The organism is Caballeronia arationis (assembly GCF_001544975.2).
Classification (GTDB): domain Bacteria; phylum Pseudomonadota; class Gammaproteobacteria; order Burkholderiales; family Burkholderiaceae; genus Caballeronia; species Caballeronia arationis.
Map to the genome: position 1 here is coordinate 1 of NZ_FCOG02000122.1, position 17,114 is coordinate 17,114.

At 60.1% G+C, this 17,114-nt stretch carries 15 protein-coding genes and 3 pseudogenes; 12 read left to right on the forward strand and 6 right to left on the reverse strand.

The genetic code is table 11. The features are described from left to right. The 3 genes from AWB81_RS34110 to AWB81_RS34120 form a co-directional block, all read left to right on the forward strand. Positions 1 to 492 (forward strand): DUF1214 domain-containing protein (locus tag AWB81_RS34110; protein ID WP_144444247.1); only part of this gene is annotated, 492 nt, incomplete at its 5' end. Positions 493 to 1,044: 552 nt separating this feature from the next. After that, positions 1,045 to 1,293 (forward strand): hypothetical protein, encoded by a 249-nt coding sequence (locus AWB81_RS34115; RefSeq protein WP_087135390.1) that lies wholly within the window; start codon positions 1,045 to 1,047, stop codon positions 1,291 to 1,293. 643 nt (positions 1,294 to 1,936) lie between these two features. Then, positions 1,937 to 2,866, forward strand: a complete 930-nt coding sequence (locus tag AWB81_RS34120; protein WP_062641870.1) for a tyrosine-type recombinase/integrase — start codon at positions 1,937 to 1,939, stop codon at positions 2,864 to 2,866. 169 nt (positions 2,867 to 3,035) lie between these two features. Here the strand turns inward: AWB81_RS34120 and AWB81_RS34125 are convergent, their stop codons facing one another. Genes AWB81_RS34125 through AWB81_RS34135 form a run of 3 tightly spaced genes read right to left on the reverse strand, consistent with a single transcriptional unit; the run spans position 3,036 to position 5,317 of the window. Next, positions 3,036 to 3,578, reverse strand: coding sequence for a carbonic anhydrase (locus tag AWB81_RS34125; protein ID WP_062641873.1), 543 nt, complete (start codon positions 3,576 to 3,578; stop codon positions 3,036 to 3,038). Further along, complete coding sequence (locus AWB81_RS34130) at positions 3,565 to 4,281, reverse strand: DUF8737 domain-containing protein (protein WP_062641876.1); 717 nt, start codon at positions 4,279 to 4,281, stop codon at positions 3,565 to 3,567. The genes AWB81_RS34125 and AWB81_RS34130 overlap by 14 nt, the downstream gene beginning before the upstream one ends. Before the next feature lie 49 nt (positions 4,282 to 4,330). Next, entirely contained in the window at positions 4,331 to 5,317 is a 987-nt protein-coding gene (locus AWB81_RS34135) for a nitrilase-related carbon-nitrogen hydrolase (protein ID WP_062641879.1), read from the reverse strand. A gap of 201 nt (positions 5,318 to 5,518) precedes the next feature. On the opposite strand from AWB81_RS34135, the gene AWB81_RS34140 reads away from it, so the two are divergent. Continuing rightward, positions 5,519 to 6,475 (forward strand): GlxA family transcriptional regulator, encoded by a 957-nt coding sequence (locus tag AWB81_RS34140; protein ID WP_062641881.1) that lies wholly within the window; start codon positions 5,519 to 5,521, stop codon positions 6,473 to 6,475. 302 nt (positions 6,476 to 6,777) lie between these two features. On the opposite strand, the gene AWB81_RS34145 is transcribed toward AWB81_RS34140, so the two are convergent. Beyond that, the gene (locus AWB81_RS34145; RefSeq protein ID WP_062641884.1) at positions 6,778 to 7,581 is read right to left on the reverse strand and encodes a hypothetical protein; all 804 of its coding nucleotides are present in this window, start codon (positions 7,579 to 7,581) and stop codon (positions 6,778 to 6,780) included. Positions 7,582 to 7,980: 399 nt separating this feature from the next. On the opposite strand from AWB81_RS34145, the gene hpnR reads away from it, so the two are divergent. After that, entirely contained in the window at positions 7,981 to 9,519 is a 1,539-nt protein-coding gene (gene hpnR, locus AWB81_RS34150) for a hopanoid C-3 methylase HpnR (protein ID WP_062641886.1), read from the forward strand. A gap of 1,371 nt (positions 9,520 to 10,890) precedes the next feature. Here hpnR and AWB81_RS34165 read toward each other — a convergent pair. Beyond that, positions 10,891 to 11,796, reverse strand: a complete 906-nt coding sequence (locus AWB81_RS34165; protein ID WP_062641893.1) for a LysR family transcriptional regulator — start codon at positions 11,794 to 11,796, stop codon at positions 10,891 to 10,893. A gap of 95 nt (positions 11,797 to 11,891) precedes the next feature. On the opposite strand from AWB81_RS34165, the gene AWB81_RS34170 reads away from it, so the two are divergent. The 5 genes from AWB81_RS34170 to aroE are packed head-to-tail and all read left to right on the forward strand — an operon-like array spanning position 11,892 to position 15,744. Next, positions 11,892 to 12,842: a ketopantoate reductase family protein gene (locus AWB81_RS34170; RefSeq protein ID WP_062641904.1), complete on the forward strand. Its 951-nt coding sequence runs from the start codon at positions 11,892 to 11,894 to the stop codon at positions 12,840 to 12,842. Continuing rightward, positions 12,839 to 13,231: a VOC family protein gene (locus AWB81_RS34175; protein ID WP_062641895.1), complete on the forward strand. Its 393-nt coding sequence runs from the start codon at positions 12,839 to 12,841 to the stop codon at positions 13,229 to 13,231. Before AWB81_RS34170 ends, AWB81_RS34175 begins: the two co-directional genes overlap by 4 nt. A 1-nt stretch (position 13,232) precedes the next feature. After that, on the forward strand, positions 13,233 to 13,691 hold the full coding sequence (locus AWB81_RS34180) for a MaoC family dehydratase (RefSeq protein WP_062641897.1): 459 nt from the start codon (positions 13,233 to 13,235) through the stop codon (positions 13,689 to 13,691). Next, entirely contained in the window at positions 13,691 to 14,911 is a 1,221-nt protein-coding gene (locus tag AWB81_RS34185; RefSeq protein ID WP_062641899.1) for a CaiB/BaiF CoA transferase family protein, read from the forward strand. Before AWB81_RS34180 ends, AWB81_RS34185 begins: the two co-directional genes overlap by 1 nt. Further along, positions 14,911 to 15,744, forward strand: coding sequence for a shikimate dehydrogenase (gene aroE, locus AWB81_RS34190; protein WP_062641901.1), 834 nt, complete (start codon positions 14,911 to 14,913; stop codon positions 15,742 to 15,744). The genes AWB81_RS34185 and aroE overlap by 1 nt, the downstream gene beginning before the upstream one ends. A 445-nt stretch (positions 15,745 to 16,189) precedes the next feature. Here aroE and AWB81_RS47375 read toward each other — a convergent pair. Continuing rightward, a pseudogene (locus AWB81_RS47375) lies at positions 16,190 to 16,408 on the reverse strand (DUF1348 family protein); the annotation flags it as partial. On the opposite strand from AWB81_RS47375, the pseudogene AWB81_RS47380 reads away from it, so the two are divergent. Then, positions 16,370 to 16,492 (forward strand): annotated as a pseudogene (locus tag AWB81_RS47380) (DUF1348 family protein); the annotation flags it as partial. The pseudogenes AWB81_RS47375 and AWB81_RS47380 sit on opposite strands and share 39 nt — an antisense overlap. After that, positions 16,487 to 16,957, forward strand: a pseudogene (locus AWB81_RS45105) (cytochrome d ubiquinol oxidase subunit II); the annotation flags it as partial. The pseudogenes AWB81_RS47380 and AWB81_RS45105, both read left to right, overlap by 6 nt. Between the last annotated feature and the right edge of the window lie 157 nt (positions 16,958 to 17,114).

Genomic DNA, 17,114 nt, shown 5'->3' on the forward strand with positions numbered 1-17,114 from the left:
AACTGGGAGTTTCGCAACTGCTTATCTGCACCTATCCGCACGCTGCGCTTGGCTTCGCGCGATTCTGCAAGACCGACTATGTACGATAACGCGCCAGAAGAAACGCGCTACATCTACACCGATTTCGATTCGACGGGTCAGCGCCTTTCAGGCGTAAGCCGCTATACGGTCACTTTCGCAAAAGGCGCTGTACCGCCCGTTGTACCGCCCGTCAATGGCTTCTGGTCGTTGACGGTGTACAACAAGGAACATCTTTTCGAGGCGAACAGACTGAACCGCTTCTCGCTCGGCACTAAAAACAAGTCGCTGAAATACAATCCGGACGGCTCGCTCACGCTGTACTTTCAGAACGAGTCCCCAGGAAGCGACAAAGAATCGAACTGGGTGCCGGCGCCCAAGGATGAGTTTTCGCTTTACATCCGCGCCTATTGGCCTAAAGCGGCCATTCTCGATGGAACATGGACGCCGCCGCCAGTGCTGCGGGTGAACTAACGGGCATCCCGCGAGGCATTTATATTCGCCTGGCGAATCTTTCCAATGTCCGTCGTGAGGCATGAAGAGTGAACGACAGCTTGTGACCGCCTGCGGCCTGATGAGTCGAGGCAGACTGCGTCGCGCACGAGCGCTTCGGCACCGCAGCAATACTCTCCAGCGTTGTGCGCACGAATATGGCCAGCGCTAAACCAACCGAAGTCAGCGGCAACCGAGTTGAAGGTTGCCGCGGTAATGGAGGGTTATCGCCGAAAGGCCGCCCCTGCTTCGAGAGTACTAACTTGTTTCACGGCGAGGTTGCGAGCGCTAGACTTCGTGCGGCCTTATCCATCTCAGCGCATCTGACATACATGCGGAGCCGGAACAGCTACCACTACCCAAGCTAATGGACCCCGATATACATAACGTTTGGTCTATCGTGACTGTTAAAAACATTAACTATCATAGATAGTATGTCCGCTCTACTCTGCAGTCATCCCCTCGCACCGTGCTTCTGTCGCCGCACTTGAGCTACCGACAGCGTGACCGAGGGCGCGGTCGAAGGAGAGGGTCATGAACACCACCGAGACGTCCCTGCATTATCTGGTAGAAAAGTGGCTTGCCCCTGCTCCAACCGCGCGGATCCATGTAGTCCAGTTTGGTCGTATGCAGGGAGACAAGCGGCCTTACGTCCATGTCGAGGCATCTGCTCCAAGCGGCTCGCGTTCAATCTTTTTCTTTCGGCACGATGACGGCCGCTGGTGCGTATTTCCGCCCCGGATCGCACGACCGTCGATGACCGGTTATCTGCTTGCGGCTTGACCTGCGTTGCGGGCCTGCCAACCGCAGCAGACGAAGACCGAAACGGCACAGTTCTCGGACCGCATCGATGCAATTCAGCGAATCGGGATTGGCCGGTGCTGACGCTAACAGTTCGCGACGCATCAGCACACATTCGCTGCGGTAAATACGGGCTACGGGCGTCTCGTTAAGGCTCCCCAATGGTCGTTCAATTCGCAGGGGTGATCGCCGGTTTATGGCCGACTCCTGTCCGTAGTTGCTGGCACCGCAACCTGCCCTTCACCGAAAGGCGCAGTTCATGTGACGGCCGCTTTCGGAGAACATTTCGCGGTAGGTGCGCAGTCGCCGGTTTGCGCTACGGCAAGAGAGTTGGAAGCGCAGGTTCATCTCAATGGTCAGTTCCGGCATATTGACTTTCCAAAGCAACGACGTGCTGGCAGCGGCGCACCAACAGCGCATCGGCAGCGACGGGCGAGCTTGTCCATCTCACGATGATCGTTGCAGAGCAATTTCATGGTCACGCAGACGAGATTATTGCTCTCAAGCTAATTGAGACGGAGGGCAGAGGAGCGCAGGGTGACGAGACTATCATTTGAAAACTGGTTTTTGACGAAGCGTCAGCTTCGCGTATCCTGACGATATTGCCAATTCAGTATATTGATTTATGACCCTGGCACTCTGGACGAGCGATCCCGAAGCAGCATATGCGCAGTGGCAGCGCACCGAAGCAGCCGGCGCCGACCGCCGAGCTTTCGCCGAACAATCAATCGTTCAACACTGCGCGATGTTTGCGCGCTTCAATCGATTCCTCATCGCCCATGGCCAGGCTCTGACGACGTTCGGATCAGATCATATCAACGGTTTTTTTGAAGAACTCGCAAGGGACTGCGCCCCGGGCACAACGACACGGCTGAGGTATCTGAAGCTCATCGATCGGCTCGTTCGACATCTGGTCGCCATGGAACTACGCTTGGCTAACCCTGCGGCCCAAATGCTTGCTTCAGAGACGTGGCCCGAGGACGAACCCACGCCAATCTACCTTTCGCTCGCGGATGATCGTCGGTTGCAATCGGCTTGCGTGCTGCGACCGGAGACGGACTTCAAGTCGCTGCGCAACACGGCCATAGTTGCGACGTTTTTGGGCGCCGGCATCACTGCTGCCGAGTGCCGTTACCTCCGCCTTTCCGACCTCGATATCTACGGAATCCGGCCAGACGTGCTGGTGCAAAAGCGCGGTCCGAGGATCGCTCGCAGGGTTCCACTCGAACCTTTCGCGCTCGACGTCCTGCGGGAGTACTACGACGCACGAGCGACGCTGCCCTGTCAAAGTGAGTGGTTGTTTCTGGCGACCGCTGCCGGAAAGCCGATGAAGGATGACACGCTCGGAAAATGCGTGCGGATCGCGATGCTTTCGGTGAACATGACGGCCGCAGACATGAGTCCGCGACTTTTGAGAAACACCTACGCGCGCCGACATCTCCAAGCGGGCAAGACTGACGAGGAGGTAGCCAATTTACTGGGCCTCTCCAGTCATCGCACCTCTGCACGACTGCGGCAAACGCTTGAGCCATCAGTTGTACCGCTCGGATTCTGAAATGCGATTCCATCAGCTAAGGTAGCCTGGTGACTTCATTCAGGCTGAAACGAGCTCGGCCTTTTAATGCTGAACATCAGTGCCCCAACAATGGCGGCGCTGCCCGTGTCGCCGGTGACACCGGTGGCACCAATAACCAGATAGAGAGACCAAAGTCCTGCTCTCGTCGTCACACGACGGTTGCCCGAAGAGGCGCCAGAGGCACCACGATTTGAACCCGACCGGTTTTCACGTCGTAGACCAAGCCGGACACCATCACGCCGTCGGCCAAATCGGAGTTCGACCTGAGCGCTGCGACATCGAACGCGACAGCCTTGTAGGGATCGGTGATCGCCAGGTCGTCCAGAGCGACTTTCTCGACACCAAGATATCTTGCAAGCAGCGCAGGATCATGCCGGTGACAGCCGATGATGCCGCAATCGGTATGCTGAAGCAGAACGAGATTGCGTGGGCCACCAGGACGTCCGGCTGCTGCGCCGACGACGCTCAACACTGCCAGCGTTTCGAGCAACGCGTGGCTGACCCGGCCACCGACGTTACGGATCACTGCCGCTTCTCCTAGCTTCAGCCCCAGCACGTTCGCAGGATCGACGCGGGGGTCGACGCACCCGACTACGATCGTTCCCGTCGATGGCATCATCTTGAGTTCCGGCGCGAATTCGGTCCTGGCGAAGTTGGCGTTGCGTTCGAGCATCACCTCATGGAAGTCCATTCTCTCTGTTCCTGCGTGATGAGGGAAAAATCGAGGCCGGAAACGCCCGGAATGCGAGGATATGTAGCGCCAGCGCAAGGGGCGCCATGAACCCCGGGATGAACGTGAACGGAAATATCAGGATCGCGGTGCCGGGTGGTTCCGCATCGATGAGTCGAAGCGGGCCCGGCGCCGTCAACACCGCACGCGCGACGATGTTCGCGAGCGATAGTATTCCGATCACGTTCCAAAGCCAGGCGATCCGACGACCGGGTGTGCCGCGTGAAACGAGCCACGCCGCTACGGGCGCGGTGACGGCCACGAGAATCTCGATGTTGCCGCCCTCGAGGGTCATCAATCGCGGCGCAAGACCGAGACTCGAAAGATGGTGCAAAGAGAATTCCACGCCGACACGGTAGACCTGAAAACCAATGAGCATGCTGAGCGGAATCCTCCGCGCGAGTACGGCGCCGCTATGGGTCAGCACGAGAGCAAGCATCACGATCAGGACCGGAACCGTGAGCAGAGCGATTCCAGGAGGAAACTTGTCGACACGCTGCCCGACAATACCTGTAAAGCCCAGCCAGCCAGTAAACGCGAGCCAGACCGCCAGGACGCTGAGCGTCGTGATCGCTTCGCGGGAGTCAAGCCACGTCCGGGCCACGATCGCGGTCGCGGCGGCAACCGCCACGAGATAAGCGATGAACAGGGTCGAAAAGGTCACGGTAGAGAGGCGTTCAGTTTGGGAACGGCACGGTGGTTCGATGCCCCGCCTAGCCGAGTACTTCCAGATCCTTGACTGCCTCTTCGGCCGACGTGAGCTGCGATCGCTCCACGACGTGCGTCCTCGGGGTACGGTCAATCACGAGCGCGAGCACGTCAGGCCGGCTGTAATGGCCGCGCGAGTCCATCATGCGCTTGCGTTTGTCGATCTGCCAAAAATCGAGATCCGCGATGATCTCGCCCTCGCCCTCTCGCAACGGCTGCCCACCCATGTATTCTCCCTCGGGCGAAACGATGGCAGTAAAACAGCCACTGGAGATCGGGCCGAGGTCGGTCGTATTGGTGTCCTGCAGAATCCGCTGCTGCTGTTCGGGAGTGAGCCAGGCCGTCGCGTTGACGACGAAAGCGCCGGCCTCCAGGGCATGCTGACGGATGTTGACGGAGATTTGCTCGGAGAAGAGGTCGCCGGCGAACGAACCCGGATACATCGCTGAATGGATTTCCTCTCCATCGGCCATCAGCGCGTAGCGCGCAAGCGGGTTGTAGTGCTCCCAGCAGGCGAGCTGACCAACGCGGCCCACGGCTGTATCGATTGCGCGCAAGCCCGATCCGTCGCCCATTCCCCAGACCATGCGCTCGTGATAGGTCGGCGAGAGCTTGCGGCGGCGCTGCACCAGCCTGCCGTCAGCGTCGAACAGAAGTTGGGTGTTGTAAAGCGTTCCGCCGTCGCGTTCGTTCACGCCGATCGACACCACCATTCTCGCCTGACGGGCCGCCTCACCAATCGCAGCGGTCGTATCCGACGGCACCACGACTGCCTGCTCGAGCAGCCTGTAATGCTCGGCTCCCATGGCGTAGGGCGCCTCGACGAAAGAAAAGTATGGGTAATAAGGGACAACGGTTTCCGGAAAAGTCGCGAACTGAACCCCCTGCTTGCCTAGGTCCAATATTTTCTGGACGACCTTATCGACGGTGCCTTCCCGACTGTAGAGGACTGGCGCTATCTGAACGGCTGCGGCACGGATGATTTTCGACATGGCGGTGATCCTTACGCTCGGCACGAGGTGGTAAAGGAAAGCGCTTGTACCTTACCGCCTGGGGCCGTTAGCATGTATGTCGTTATTGCCACCATTTATGACGTTCACTCCGTGACGCTGGAACCGCGTCCTCGGGAGGGCGACGCGCGCGATGGTACCCGCGTTCGCTGGCTGTGAAATTCCAGACCGCAGGAGTCAGGCATGCATCGGATCGGTTTCATCGTGCCGGAAAGGTTTCAGTTGATGAGTCTCGCGGCCCTGACGGCGTTCGAGTTAGCAAATCTCCCCCCAACGGGCCCGTGCTATGACATTCATTTGCTGTCGGAACATGGCGGTCCGGTTCAGTCGTCGGCCGGCATGACGTTGGAAACCGAAAAGTTCGGTGACCCCTCTTTCGACACGATCATCGTCGGTTCCATCACCGAAGTGAAGATGCCTCCTTTCGGTCCCACCTTGATTGCGTTCGTGCAGGAAGCCGCCAAAGCATCGAGACGGACTGCCTCCATCTGCAGCGGCGCATTCGTTCTCGCCGAAGCCGGGCTTCTGAATGGCCGACGGGCAACGATGCACTGGGCCCATGCGGCCGAATTCAGGGTCCGCTTTCCGCAAGTCACGACGGACGAAGACCGGATCTTCGTCAACGATGGTCCGTACTGGACCTCGGCGGGAATGACGGCTGGTATCGACCTCGCTCTGGCATTGATCGACCACGACCTGGGCCCCGACGCCGCAAAGATGGTTGCCAGGCTTCTCGTCATGAATCAACGCCGGCTAGGAGGGCAAAAGCAACATTCTGCGTTGCTCGACATGACGCCGAAGTCTGATCGCATCGAATTGGTCTTAGCGCACATCCGTCGGAATCTACGCGATGCCCTGACCGTCGAGGAGCTTGCGGCTGTGGCAAATCTCAGCCCCCGTCAATTCAGCCGCGCGTTTCTCGCCGAAACCGGTCTGCCGCCGGCCAAAGCCGTGGAGCAACTCAGGCTTGAAGCGGCCAGGTTCATGATTGAACAGGGACGCCACACCATCAATGTGGTGGCAGAAGAATCGGGCTTTGCGGACCGAGAGCGCATGCGCCGCGCATTTCTCCGGACTTTCGGTGTGCCTGCGGACGTGCTGCGCCGGAATGCGCGGAGGGAACCGGTCGATGGCAGATAAGATTTTTCTTCGCTCACGCTATGGCAGCAGGCGACAGGCGCGAACGGCGTGCGGCTTTGCACGCATCGCATGAGTGCACGGTCGATAACCACGATCGAATGGCCGCTAACTGGGCGGCATCCACCGTCTGAATGTCCGTGCATTGCGATCGATGAACGACGCCTCATGGCCGCACGGAGATGTTGCCGCATCGCCACGTACGCAGGCGATCCCGCGACACTTATAGACCAGCAGCGACCCGACGAGCAAACGGGCTACTGCTCAAGTTTCACCCGCCGCCGACCGTCTGCTTCCCGTCACGGTTAGCGCTTCGCATCCTCTTGCCTGGGGCCCCTCGCCGCAGCAATGTGGCTTTGTGCAGCGACGAGTTGGTCATCAGTAGTCGCCACCAGCCACAGACGTGCCCGCTCCGCAATCCGTCGGTTGTGGTCCTTCAACGGACCCATCGCGGTAGCAGCCTTCCAGACCACCGGCCCGATTCGGCTTCGCCTGCCCGACGGCGCACCAACCAGAAGGCAGTAAGGTCCCAGCGGAAGCGATACAAACGGAAGTGCCGGGCTGGCGCGCACGCGCCAGTCGATGAAGGGCGTCTCGCTGATGAGCAGCGGTATGGGCAAGCCGTAAAGCACACTGAAATCGCACAGCGCCAGTTGTTCCGGCTTGCCGGCGTAAATACGCCGGATGTCGTCGACGACCGCCGCGCGGATCTCGTCCTCGAACATTGGTTCCTGCTCGTAGCGGGCAAATGCCTCTCTAGCCTCCAATTGATACTCGCTGAACAGAGCGAGTTCAACGCAGTCCTGCACTGCGCGTTGAACCTCCGCTGCAGAACCCGCTTCCTCTGGCACGCCCAGCTGCGCAGCGCGCAAAAACCGGGCAAGTCCCGTCTCGTGGATCGCAGGACCATCCTCAGATACTACGTCTTGAGCGTCTTTACCAAGGGGCACGTAGATGTATTTTTCGGCTGCGAAATGCGATTTCTTGCCTTCGTCAAATTTGACTATGCCATCGACGCAGTCCAAATAGCGAGTCCCGATTCGACCATGCTCCCAAACCCAGTTTTTCAGGAGCGGACGTAGCGGATGCAGTCTGTCGTGATCGGCCATTGAAGCCTCCAAGTGCACCAGTATAGTTCCAAGTTGCCGATTATCCTGTGGAGGAGATGGCGATCGATGACAAACCCGCAATAGGAGCCTGGCGCTAACGGTGTGCCTGCTACAGGGACGCACTCGCACGAGAGACAGGGCGCTTGTGCGTGTGCCAGCGTAGATCCGCGAAGAACGGCGTGACAGACATCAGAGACGGCGAAAATGTCAGACGCGTGACCCTCCCCGGTGCTCCCAGAAATCTTCACCATCGAGCCACGGAGCGTTCATGAGCGCATGGAAGAAATCGAAAGTAGAATCCTCATGAGCCACCCTGCGGTGGCATCAGAGGAATGCATAGGTTGAAAGCCCGGCTCGTTCGGTCATCAGATGGACGCGCCGTCTCTGCAAGGAGATCGCATGAAGGTGCTCGCTGTTCACCCCAGTGGCCTGATGTACACGCGCGTGTTCCTGCGTCTCGAACCGCTCGGGCTGGAGACGGTCGCAGCCGTCATTCGCGAAGCCGGCCACGAAGTTCGGCTGATCGACCTGCAGGTTGAATCGCATCGCGATCTTGACAAGCTGATGCGCAGATGGCGCCCCGACGCCGTCTGCTTCTCCTGCAACTACCTTGCCAACATCCCTGAAATCATCGATCTATCGAAGTCGATCAAGGCGCAATGGCCAGATTGCTTCGTTTTCGTCGGTGGGCATAGCGCGTCGTTCACGGCCCCCGATTTGCTGAAGCACGCCGACGGGGCGATCGATTGCGTGCTGAAAGGCGAAGGCGAGGCAAAGGTTGTCGAACTGCTCGATGCCGTCACGCGTCGCGGCGAACTACTGGCGACACCGGGCGTGGTCACGCGCGACGGCGAAGGGCCGCCAGCGAGCTTCGCCGAGAGCCTCGATCAGATTCGGCCCGCGCGCGATCTGCTGAGGCATCGGCGCAAGTACTTTATCGGCGTGCTGGATCCATGCGCGTCGATCGAATTCGCGCGCGGTTGCCCCTGGGATTGCACATTCTGCAGCGCATGGACGTTCTACGGACGCAGCTATCGCTCACGCAGCCCTGAAGTGGTCGCCGACGAACTGGCGTCGATTCGCGAGCCGGGCGTGTTCATTGTCGACGATGTCGCGTTCGTGCATGCCGATCACGGAATGGCGATTGGACGCGAGATCGAACGCCGGGGCATCCGCAAGAAGTACTACCTCGAGACGCGCGGCGACGTGTTGTTGCGCAACAAGGAAGTCTTCGAGTACTGGCGCAAGCTGGGTCTGCAATACATGTTCATCGGTATGGAGGCGATCGATGCCGAAGGGCTCAAGGCATTTCGCAAGCGCATCGATCTCGACAAGAACTTCGAAGCGCTTGCGTTCGCGCGCTCGCTCGGCATCACGGTCGCCATCAATCTGATCGCCGATCCCGACTGGGATCACGACCGTTTCGAAGCAATCCGGCAGTGGTGTCTGGAGATTCCCGAAATCGTCAACATCAGCGTGAACACGCCGTATCCGGGCACCGAAATCTGGCTGCGCGAGCATCGTCAACTGACGAGCCTCGACTACCGGCTTTACGACATCCAGCACGCGGTCCTGCCGACGAAGTTGCCGCTGCCCGAGTTCTACACAGAACTGGTACGCACGCAGCAGGTGCTCAACCGCAAACATCTCGGTTGGACTGCGCTGCGTGGCGCAGTCGGCGAGGCGGCCCATCTGTTGATGCGCGGTCAAACCAACTTCGTGCGAATGTTGTGGCGTTTCAACTCGGTGTTCAATCCGAACCTGCAATTGAGCGACCACGCGCGCGAAGTGCGTTACTCGATGACACCGCCCGTGGCGTCGTCTGAGCAAACCGACGTGAAAGTGCTGTACGTGCATCGGCCAGCCGGCCGCAAAGGCCGCAAGATTGACGATGCGACAGAGAGGTTCGTCGATAAGACGCGCATGGGTGCGGGCTAGTAGTAAGTGCCTGGCGGGGGCCGATCATTCGCGGACGCTCGCAGTCGCCAGCGCTGCACATGCGCGCGCAGGCCGTGAAATCCTTGGTCGTATAACCGCGCTCGGTAGTGAGCGTTTCCGGGCCGGCATCGTTCGAGAGACGCTGGCGCTCTGTCATTGCAGTCCTGCTCGCCGTCCGATTCCATCGGCGGCTTCGACCTCGCGCGCGCAGCTCGGCCTGTGCCTGCGCCACAAATACCTCGTGCCAAGTACCGCACAGCTGCCCCGTCATTTTTACTATGTCCCCAGCAGTGCGGGACATTTGCGAAGTTTTGTCTGTTTTAAGCGGTCTCAGAATAACTGTAATAAAGTTAAAAATACGAGTCGGACAAAAACTGAGCAGTTACTCTTACCTGCCGTGTGCATGGCATCGCTACCGCGCACCGAAGTGCCGCAGAGCACTTACTGGCAGCCACAGAACCTGAGAGAGAACAACAATGCATCATATGAACAATGTCACGTACAAGGGACATTTGCTTAGCGCGATCGCGGTAACGGACCGCGAGGTCTTCTCGGCGACGCTTGTCGTCCGCGATCCGAGCGGTGTGCAACGCCGCAGTGGGGCGCTGGGAACATTCGCGAGCTCGATAGGCGCTGTGCGCTATGCATTCGCTTATGGCATGGCCGAAATCGATCATCGGAAAACGCCGCCTTCCGAATGATGCCTCGCTAGCCTATTTGCGAGCCACACTTTCCACTGCCCGACCGCCGACGCCGAACTGGTTGACGTACGGTTTGCGCGTCCATCACGCACATGCTCGCGCTATAAGCCGTGCCACACCCACGATCCTTGGAGGGGACCGTATGAACTTCTATCACCGTGGAGTACCGTTGGAACTGTCTGTCACGCCTCTGGGCAACGCCTTCGTTGCATCCGCATTGATATTGGAAGAGGACGGTCACGCGACGTCCTTGGGGAAGTTAGGCATATTTGCAAACGCAGACGGGGCGCTCCAGTTCGCGGTCCGATGCGCGACCGCTTTTATCGATGGTGATGTTCTTCCCCTGCCACCATTTCAGCCGACTTAAGATAAAGCGCACAGCATAAGGTTAGACGCTCCGGCGTGGGGCATCTAACACAGTCAACCGGGCTCCGAAATCAGGATTCGACGCACGCGTCATTGTCGAGAGCCCGGGATCCAGCGATTCGGTATTGGGCGCCTCGGCAACTGCCACCCGCAACGCGAAATTGCCCAAGTCGAATGCAAAAGGCGCGATGCGTTCCCAAGCTCCGCGCCGTACAGATAGTCAGGCGACCCGCGCGGCGTCCTAGGCGAAGCCCGGCGGTTAGAGCCTCCCCGCGCGCTACGACAACCGCAGCCACGCGCAAGGTCACCGCAAACTGCTGAACAACTGAGCCACCAGATCGCGCAGCCAGCGATTTCCCGCTTCGTGGTGATAGCGGGCGTGCCAGTACTGCCGCACCGCAAATCCCTCCACCAATATCGGACACGGATGCACCGACAGGTCGTTGACCTTCGCCAGCGTATCGCCAATATGCCGCGGCAACGTGGCTATCAGATCGGTGCTCTTGATGATGGCCCCGAGCCCCAGAAAACCCGGCAGCTCAAGTACGACATCCCGCTCAACGTGCTCGCGCACTAGCGCCTGCTCCAGCAGTTGCGCCCCGGTTCCTGCCGCGATGGCGACATGGCCTTCCGTGCGGTACTGCTTAAGCCCAAGCTCTCCACGCACGCGCGGATGATGCCTGTTCATGAGACACACCCAGTCCTGCGTGTATAGCTGCTGCTGGTAGATGCCGCCGCCGAGCCAGGGCACGTGACCGATTGCAAGGTCTGCCTCACCCGATTCCAGCGCGCGTTCCGTATTGCCGTCAATCCTGGCGGCTTCGAGGCGGATCCCCGGCGCCTGCGCGCGCACGTGCGCCAGCATTCGAGGAAGAAGCGTGATGTGGCTCGCGTCGGTCATGCAGATGCGGAACCGCCGCTTCGCGGTGGTGGGATCGAAGGCAATTTCCCACGCAGCAAAGCGCCGCAGCGATTCGAGAATCTCCCGGCACGGACCGATCAGCGCATCGGCTTGCGGCGTCGGTGCCATGCCGCCAGGCGTTCGTATGAACAGTGGGTCTCGCAGATGCTCCCGCAAACGTCCCAGCCAGATGCTGACTGTCGGCTGACTCTGTCCGAGTTGCTCCGCAACGCGCGTGACACTGCGAACGTCGTAGAGAAGATCGAAAAGCTGCAGTAGTTTCAGATCGGGCAGTTCCGCTGGATTCATAGCGATATTGTCTGTCGCAATGACGTCATTGTATCCATTGCATTGTCAATATGAGCACCGAATCGTATCTTGATCTCCAGATTAAGGAGACGACAGTGAAGATTGCGATTCTAGGTGCGGGTGCTCTGGGCTGCGCCATCGGCGCAGCGCTCACGGAAGGCGGCAACCAGGTCTGGCTGCTGAACCGCTCGGCGGAGCACGTGGAAGCCATGCGGCGTCACGGTCTGCGGGTGGACGATGCGAATGGCTCGCGTCGCGTGAAAGTACAGGCAACGACGCGAGCCGCCGACGCTGGCGCCGTCGATCTGGTTGTCGTGCTGGTCAAGTCGTTCCACACCTACGCGGCGATGCGCGGCGCCCTGGAACTGATCGGACCCGACACTATTGTCCTGTCGTTGCAAAACGGCCTTGGGCACGAAGATGTACTGGCGGACATCGTCGGTCGCGGGCGCGTGCTGGCCGGCAAGACCTACGTCGGCGGAGTGATGCGAGACCCGGGCCACATCGAATCTGGCGTCACCGGCAAGGCGACTTACATCGGTGAACTCGACGGCCGGATCAGCGCTCGCGTGACCGCGATCGCCGAAACCTTTAACGCCGCCGGACTGGTCACCACTGTCAGCGACAACATCGTCGGCACGATGTGGGACAAGTTGCTCGTCAATGTCGCGACAGGCGCGCTGACAGGCACCACCGGACTGACCTACGGCCAGCTCTACGATGAGCCGCTTCTGAAGAATGCTGCGCTCGCGGCAGTCGCCGAAGCGATGGCGGTTGCCCAAGCCGCTGGCGTGACCCTCTCCACCACCGATCCCGAGCGCGCGTGGACACTCGCTGGCGAAGGCCTTTCCCCCGCCTTCAAGACTTCGATGCTGCAAAGCCTCGAAAAAGGCTCCATCACCGAAATCGACTTTATCAACGGCGCTGTCGTGCGCTGGGGACAACGGCACGGCGTGCCGACTCCCGTCAACACGACGCTGGTCGCTTGCATCAAGGGCATCGAGCGCGCCATGACTGACCGACAACATAGGGAGACAACCGCATGAACGGCAGCAAGGCCTATCTGGAGCACGTCGCCATCTGGGTGAAGGACATCCACTGGCACATTCGCTTCTTCGAAGACGTGCTCGGCATGACGATGCGCGAAGTCGACGGCACCGCCGACGAACCCCGGCAGTACTGGACGCTCGGCGGTGTTCAATTCATTCACAAGCCGGACTACGAGAGTCCCGAAGGACGGCTCGCGCATCTGGGCGTGATGTGTGAAGACCTGGAAGCAGCGCTCGCTGCGGCGCAACGGTATGAGGTCACCGAAATGCAGCAGGGACGCAACTGGATTCGCCTGCCGGACGGCCTCGCCGTCGAACTGATTCAGGCGAAGCCCGCCTCGTGCGTGGCACAGGCGCTGTCGATCAACCCGCGTGCGGAGGCATGACATGACGATTATCGATAAATACTGGGACGACGCCCACGAAGGCGACGAGTGCGTGAGCCCGACTTACACGGTCACCAAGGAACGGATTCTGGCTTATGCGGACCTCACCGGCGATCACACGCCTGTGCACGTGGACGAGGAATACGCGAACGCGAGCCACTTCGGTTCGATCGTTGCGCACGGTCTGTTTGGCCTGTCCATCGCCGATGGGCTCAAGACCCAGAGCGACTACCGCTTCCTGCCCGGCATGTCGCTCGGCTGGACGTGGGACTTCAACCTGCCGATCAAGGTGAACGACGTGCTGCACGTGAAGTTCCGCGTCGGTTCGATGCGCGCGAGCAAGAGCCGTCCTGACTGGGGCATCGTCGTGCTGCCGTCGGATCTGATCAATCGGGACGGCCAGGTCGTCCAGCATGGCGAGCATCGTCTGATGGTGCCGCGCCGTCCGGGAGCATTCTGATGCAAGCACGTCCTCTCGAAGGAATTCGCGTCGTCGACTACAGCCACTTTCTGGCGGGTCCGTATGTCGGGCGCTGTCTCGCGGCGCTCGGCGCCGAAGTCATCAAGGTCGAACGTCCTGGCAGCGGCGACGCGGGCCGTCAGCACGCCACCGTGCTCGACGATGAACAGAGCGCCTACTTCCTGCAACTCAACATGGGCAAGCGCGGTGTCAGCGTCAATATGCGCGATCCGCGCGGCAAGGAGTTCATGCAGCGCCTGTGCGACTCGGCGGACGTGTTCGTCGAGAACTATCGGCCGGGTGCGCTGAAGAAGCTCGGGCTCGGTTACGACGAACTGTCCGCGCGCAATCCGGGTCTCATCTACTGCTCGATCTCGGCATACGGCCATACCGGACCCGATGCGCATCGCGCCGGCTTCGGTCTGATCGCCGAAGCGAAGAGCGGGATCATGCAGATGATCGGCACACCGGGGGAGCCGCCGCCCCTGATGCGCATATCCCTCGGCGACATGTACACCGGCATTCACGCCGTCGCGGCGATCAACGCGGCGCTGCTCGGTCGCGTGAAGAGCGGCCGGGGACAGCATATCGACATGGCGCTGTACGACACGCTCGTTTCGATGCATGAATACGCGGTGCAGTGCTACACGATGCAGGGCATCGTCCCTGAGCAGACAGGTCACGATATGCCGACGTCGACGCTCTACGGCGTGTTTCGTGCGGCGGACGGCGATCTCGTGATCGCCGCACAGGTGGACGACGCGTGGAAGCGTTTCGCCGCTTTGGTCGAGGCGCATGGCGGCCCGGCTGGCTTCGGTACCGACACGCGATTCCACACCCTCAACGGTCGCAATTCGAATCGCCTGGACATCCTGTCGGTGGCGAAACCCTGGGTCGCCGCGCGGCCGGTCGCCGACGTGCTGAGTCTGCTCGACAGCATCGATGTGCCTTGCGCCAAGGTGCAACGGATCGACGAAGTGCTCGCCGATCCGCAGATCATCGCGCGGGGTATGGTGGTCGAGCAGGAACACCCGCGCTTCGGTACGTTGCGTCTGCCGAACCTGCCGTTCCGTTTTTCCGACTGCGACACCACCATCCGCGAAGTCGGCCCGGACCTCGGCCAGCACAACGCGGAAGTCGCGAAGTCGCTGGGCTTCGATGCCGCCGAAATCGACGCGATGCAAACCGACGGTGTGCTGTACTCGAAAGTGAGGCCATGATGAGCGATCTGTACGCAGTGATCGGCAACCCGATCGGACACACGAAATCTCCCCTGATTCATGGCCTCTTCGCGGAAGAGACACGGCAGGACTTGTCGTACACGGCGATCGAAGGTCCGCAGGAGCCGCAGGGCGCGTTCGCTGAGACCGTGCGCGCGTTCATCGCCAACGGCGGCAAAGGGATGAACGTAACCGCGCCGTTCAAGCTGCAGGCGTTCGCGATGGCAGACGAACGCAGCGAGCGCGCCGAACTGGCCGGGGCCGTCAACGCGATGAAATTCGAAGGCGGCCGCATCATCGCCGAGAATTTCGACGGGATCGGACTCGTGCGCGACATCGAAGTGAACCTTGGCTTCCCGATGGCTGGCAAGCGGGTGCTGATGCTCGGTGCCGGCGGCGCCGCGCGCGGGGCGTTGCTGCCATTCCTGGCGGCGGGGCCGCAGGAAATGGTGATCGTCAATCGCGACGTCGAGAAAGCGAAGGCGCTCGCGGCCAGGATCGAAGGACGCGGCCCCCTTCTTGCCTGCGCTTACGGGGATCTCGAAGCGATGGGACGCTTCGACCTGGTGGTCAATGCAACCTCGGCCAGTCTCACCGGCGAGCTGCCCTCGGTTCCGCCCAGCGTATTCAGCCCGGAAGGCGCGGCCTATGAACTCGCTTACGGTAAGCGATTGACGCCCTTCCTGCGGCTCGCGCGCAATGCGGGCGTGCGCATCATCGCGGACGGCGTGGGCATGCTGGTGGAACAGGCAGCGGAAGCCTTCGATTGGTGGCGCGGTGTTCGGCCCGAGACACGGACCGCGATAGATCGGCTTACCGTGCCGCTGGATTGAACGTGCAACGGAGCTACGCGTGAAAACGATGCTGATGCTCCGCGGCATCAATTGCAATATTGGGGCAAGCGCTATCGGGTTCGGTTCGGCACTAGCACACTGGCAGAAATCGATGCCAAGCTAGGGGCCCTTTGTTCTTCGGCATGAACGTCATCGGCATCGTCGCCGCTTTGCAATACGTCACGCCTGCGCTGAATCGAGTCCCGCAGATCGTGCCACTTCGACCAGGACTTCAGACCGATGCTAGCAGAACCGAGTGTGGATACGTTCGAGCACGCCGACTGCAGAAACACAGTAAGCCGACGGTTCCGACGAAGCGTAGATACGCGATAGTCCTGACTTGGAGGCGCAAGCCGACACCGTAGCTCGCCCTGATTCGACGCCACGCCGCGAATGCGGCGTGGCGCACTGCATGCGAGGTGCAACCCGATCGACAACTTGCCCCTCAGAACCCGAAACTGCTGAGTCCCGGATGATCGTCGGGGCGCGGACCGAGTGCCCAAAAGAATTTGCGTTCGCTCTCCTGAATCGGCATGTCGTTAATGCATGCGTGACGGACAGCCATCAGACCGTTTTCGCCGAACTGCCAGTTCTCGTTGCCGAACGACCGGAACCAATGACCCGAATCGTTCCGTTCCTGCGGCGCAAGTGGGACCGCGAACTGGAATATCGCCTGATCAAGGAGCTTTGGGCCTTCACGGACAATCGCATCGCGGTCAGATTCGCGTACGAATGGCGCGATGAGACGGTGGGAACGATCGAGCAATGGGCACGGCGTCTGGCGTTGCTGAGTGCTTTCGTCACCGTGGCGGCGGCCGTGGTGCTGACTGCCGCGACGTGGTTGATCAGCGAGGTCGGGCACGATCGGTGGACGCAGCCCGGAGTGTTTCATCTGTTGATCGCGCTTGGTGCGGCTGCCGCGATCGCTTTTGCTTTCATCATGGCATCGCTGTATCTGGGCAGCTCGCGCGGGCCGTTTCGTGCTTCGGTTACTTTGTTCGTGCTGTCGTTCGCCGGGCTGGCGATAAGCCTGTTCCCTGACTTCGTTCCGGGGAAGCTCGGCGTTGTAGAGGCAGCGTCTGATTCGGCGACGCTTGTGTTCATGCTGATCGGTATTGGTTTGATTTTTCCTGTCATGATTGGGTATAACCTCTACCAGTATTATATTTTTCGAGGCAAGGTGCGGTCGAATCTCTTTTCTTCTGGTTCTTAGCGCTGCCCCTACCCGGGGCAGTGCTTATTGGCGCAATGACTCTGGGCATGTCTAACACTACAGCCGTAGTTATTTTTTCATATACTACGTTAGTACAACTACTTTGTATAGGACTATGAAAGAGATTGCTAAAGCATGGGAACGTGAACTGGATGAA

Excerpts from the sequence above, each read along its gene's own strand:
- AWB81_RS34115 (WP_087135390.1), top strand. The coding sequence starts at position 1,045 with ATGAACACCACCGAGACGTCCCTGCATTATCTGGTAGAAAAGTGGCTT.
- AWB81_RS34120 (WP_062641870.1), top strand. The coding sequence starts at position 1,937 with ATGACCCTGGCACTCTGGACGAGCGATCCCGAAGCAGCATATGCGCAG.
- AWB81_RS34125 (WP_062641873.1), bottom strand. The coding sequence starts at position 3,578 with ATGGACTTCCATGAGGTGATGCTCGAACGCAACGCCAACTTCGCCAGG.
- AWB81_RS34135 (WP_062641879.1), bottom strand. The coding sequence starts at position 5,317 with ATGTCGAAAATCATCCGTGCCGCAGCCGTTCAGATAGCGCCAGTCCTC.
- AWB81_RS34140 (WP_062641881.1), top strand. The coding sequence starts at position 5,519 with ATGCATCGGATCGGTTTCATCGTGCCGGAAAGGTTTCAGTTGATGAGT.
- AWB81_RS34145 (WP_062641884.1), bottom strand. The coding sequence starts at position 7,581 with ATGGCCGATCACGACAGACTGCATCCGCTACGTCCGCTCCTGAAAAAC.
- hpnR (WP_062641886.1), top strand. The coding sequence starts at position 7,981 with ATGAAGGTGCTCGCTGTTCACCCCAGTGGCCTGATGTACACGCGCGTG.
- AWB81_RS34165 (WP_062641893.1), bottom strand. The coding sequence starts at position 11,796 with ATGAATCCAGCGGAACTGCCCGATCTGAAACTACTGCAGCTTTTCGAT.
- AWB81_RS34175 (WP_062641895.1), top strand. The coding sequence starts at position 12,839 with ATGAACGGCAGCAAGGCCTATCTGGAGCACGTCGCCATCTGGGTGAAG.
- AWB81_RS34180 (WP_062641897.1), top strand. The coding sequence starts at position 13,233 with ATGACGATTATCGATAAATACTGGGACGACGCCCACGAAGGCGACGAG.
- AWB81_RS34185 (WP_062641899.1), top strand. The coding sequence starts at position 13,691 with ATGCAAGCACGTCCTCTCGAAGGAATTCGCGTCGTCGACTACAGCCAC.
- aroE (WP_062641901.1), top strand. The coding sequence starts at position 14,911 with ATGAGCGATCTGTACGCAGTGATCGGCAACCCGATCGGACACACGAAA.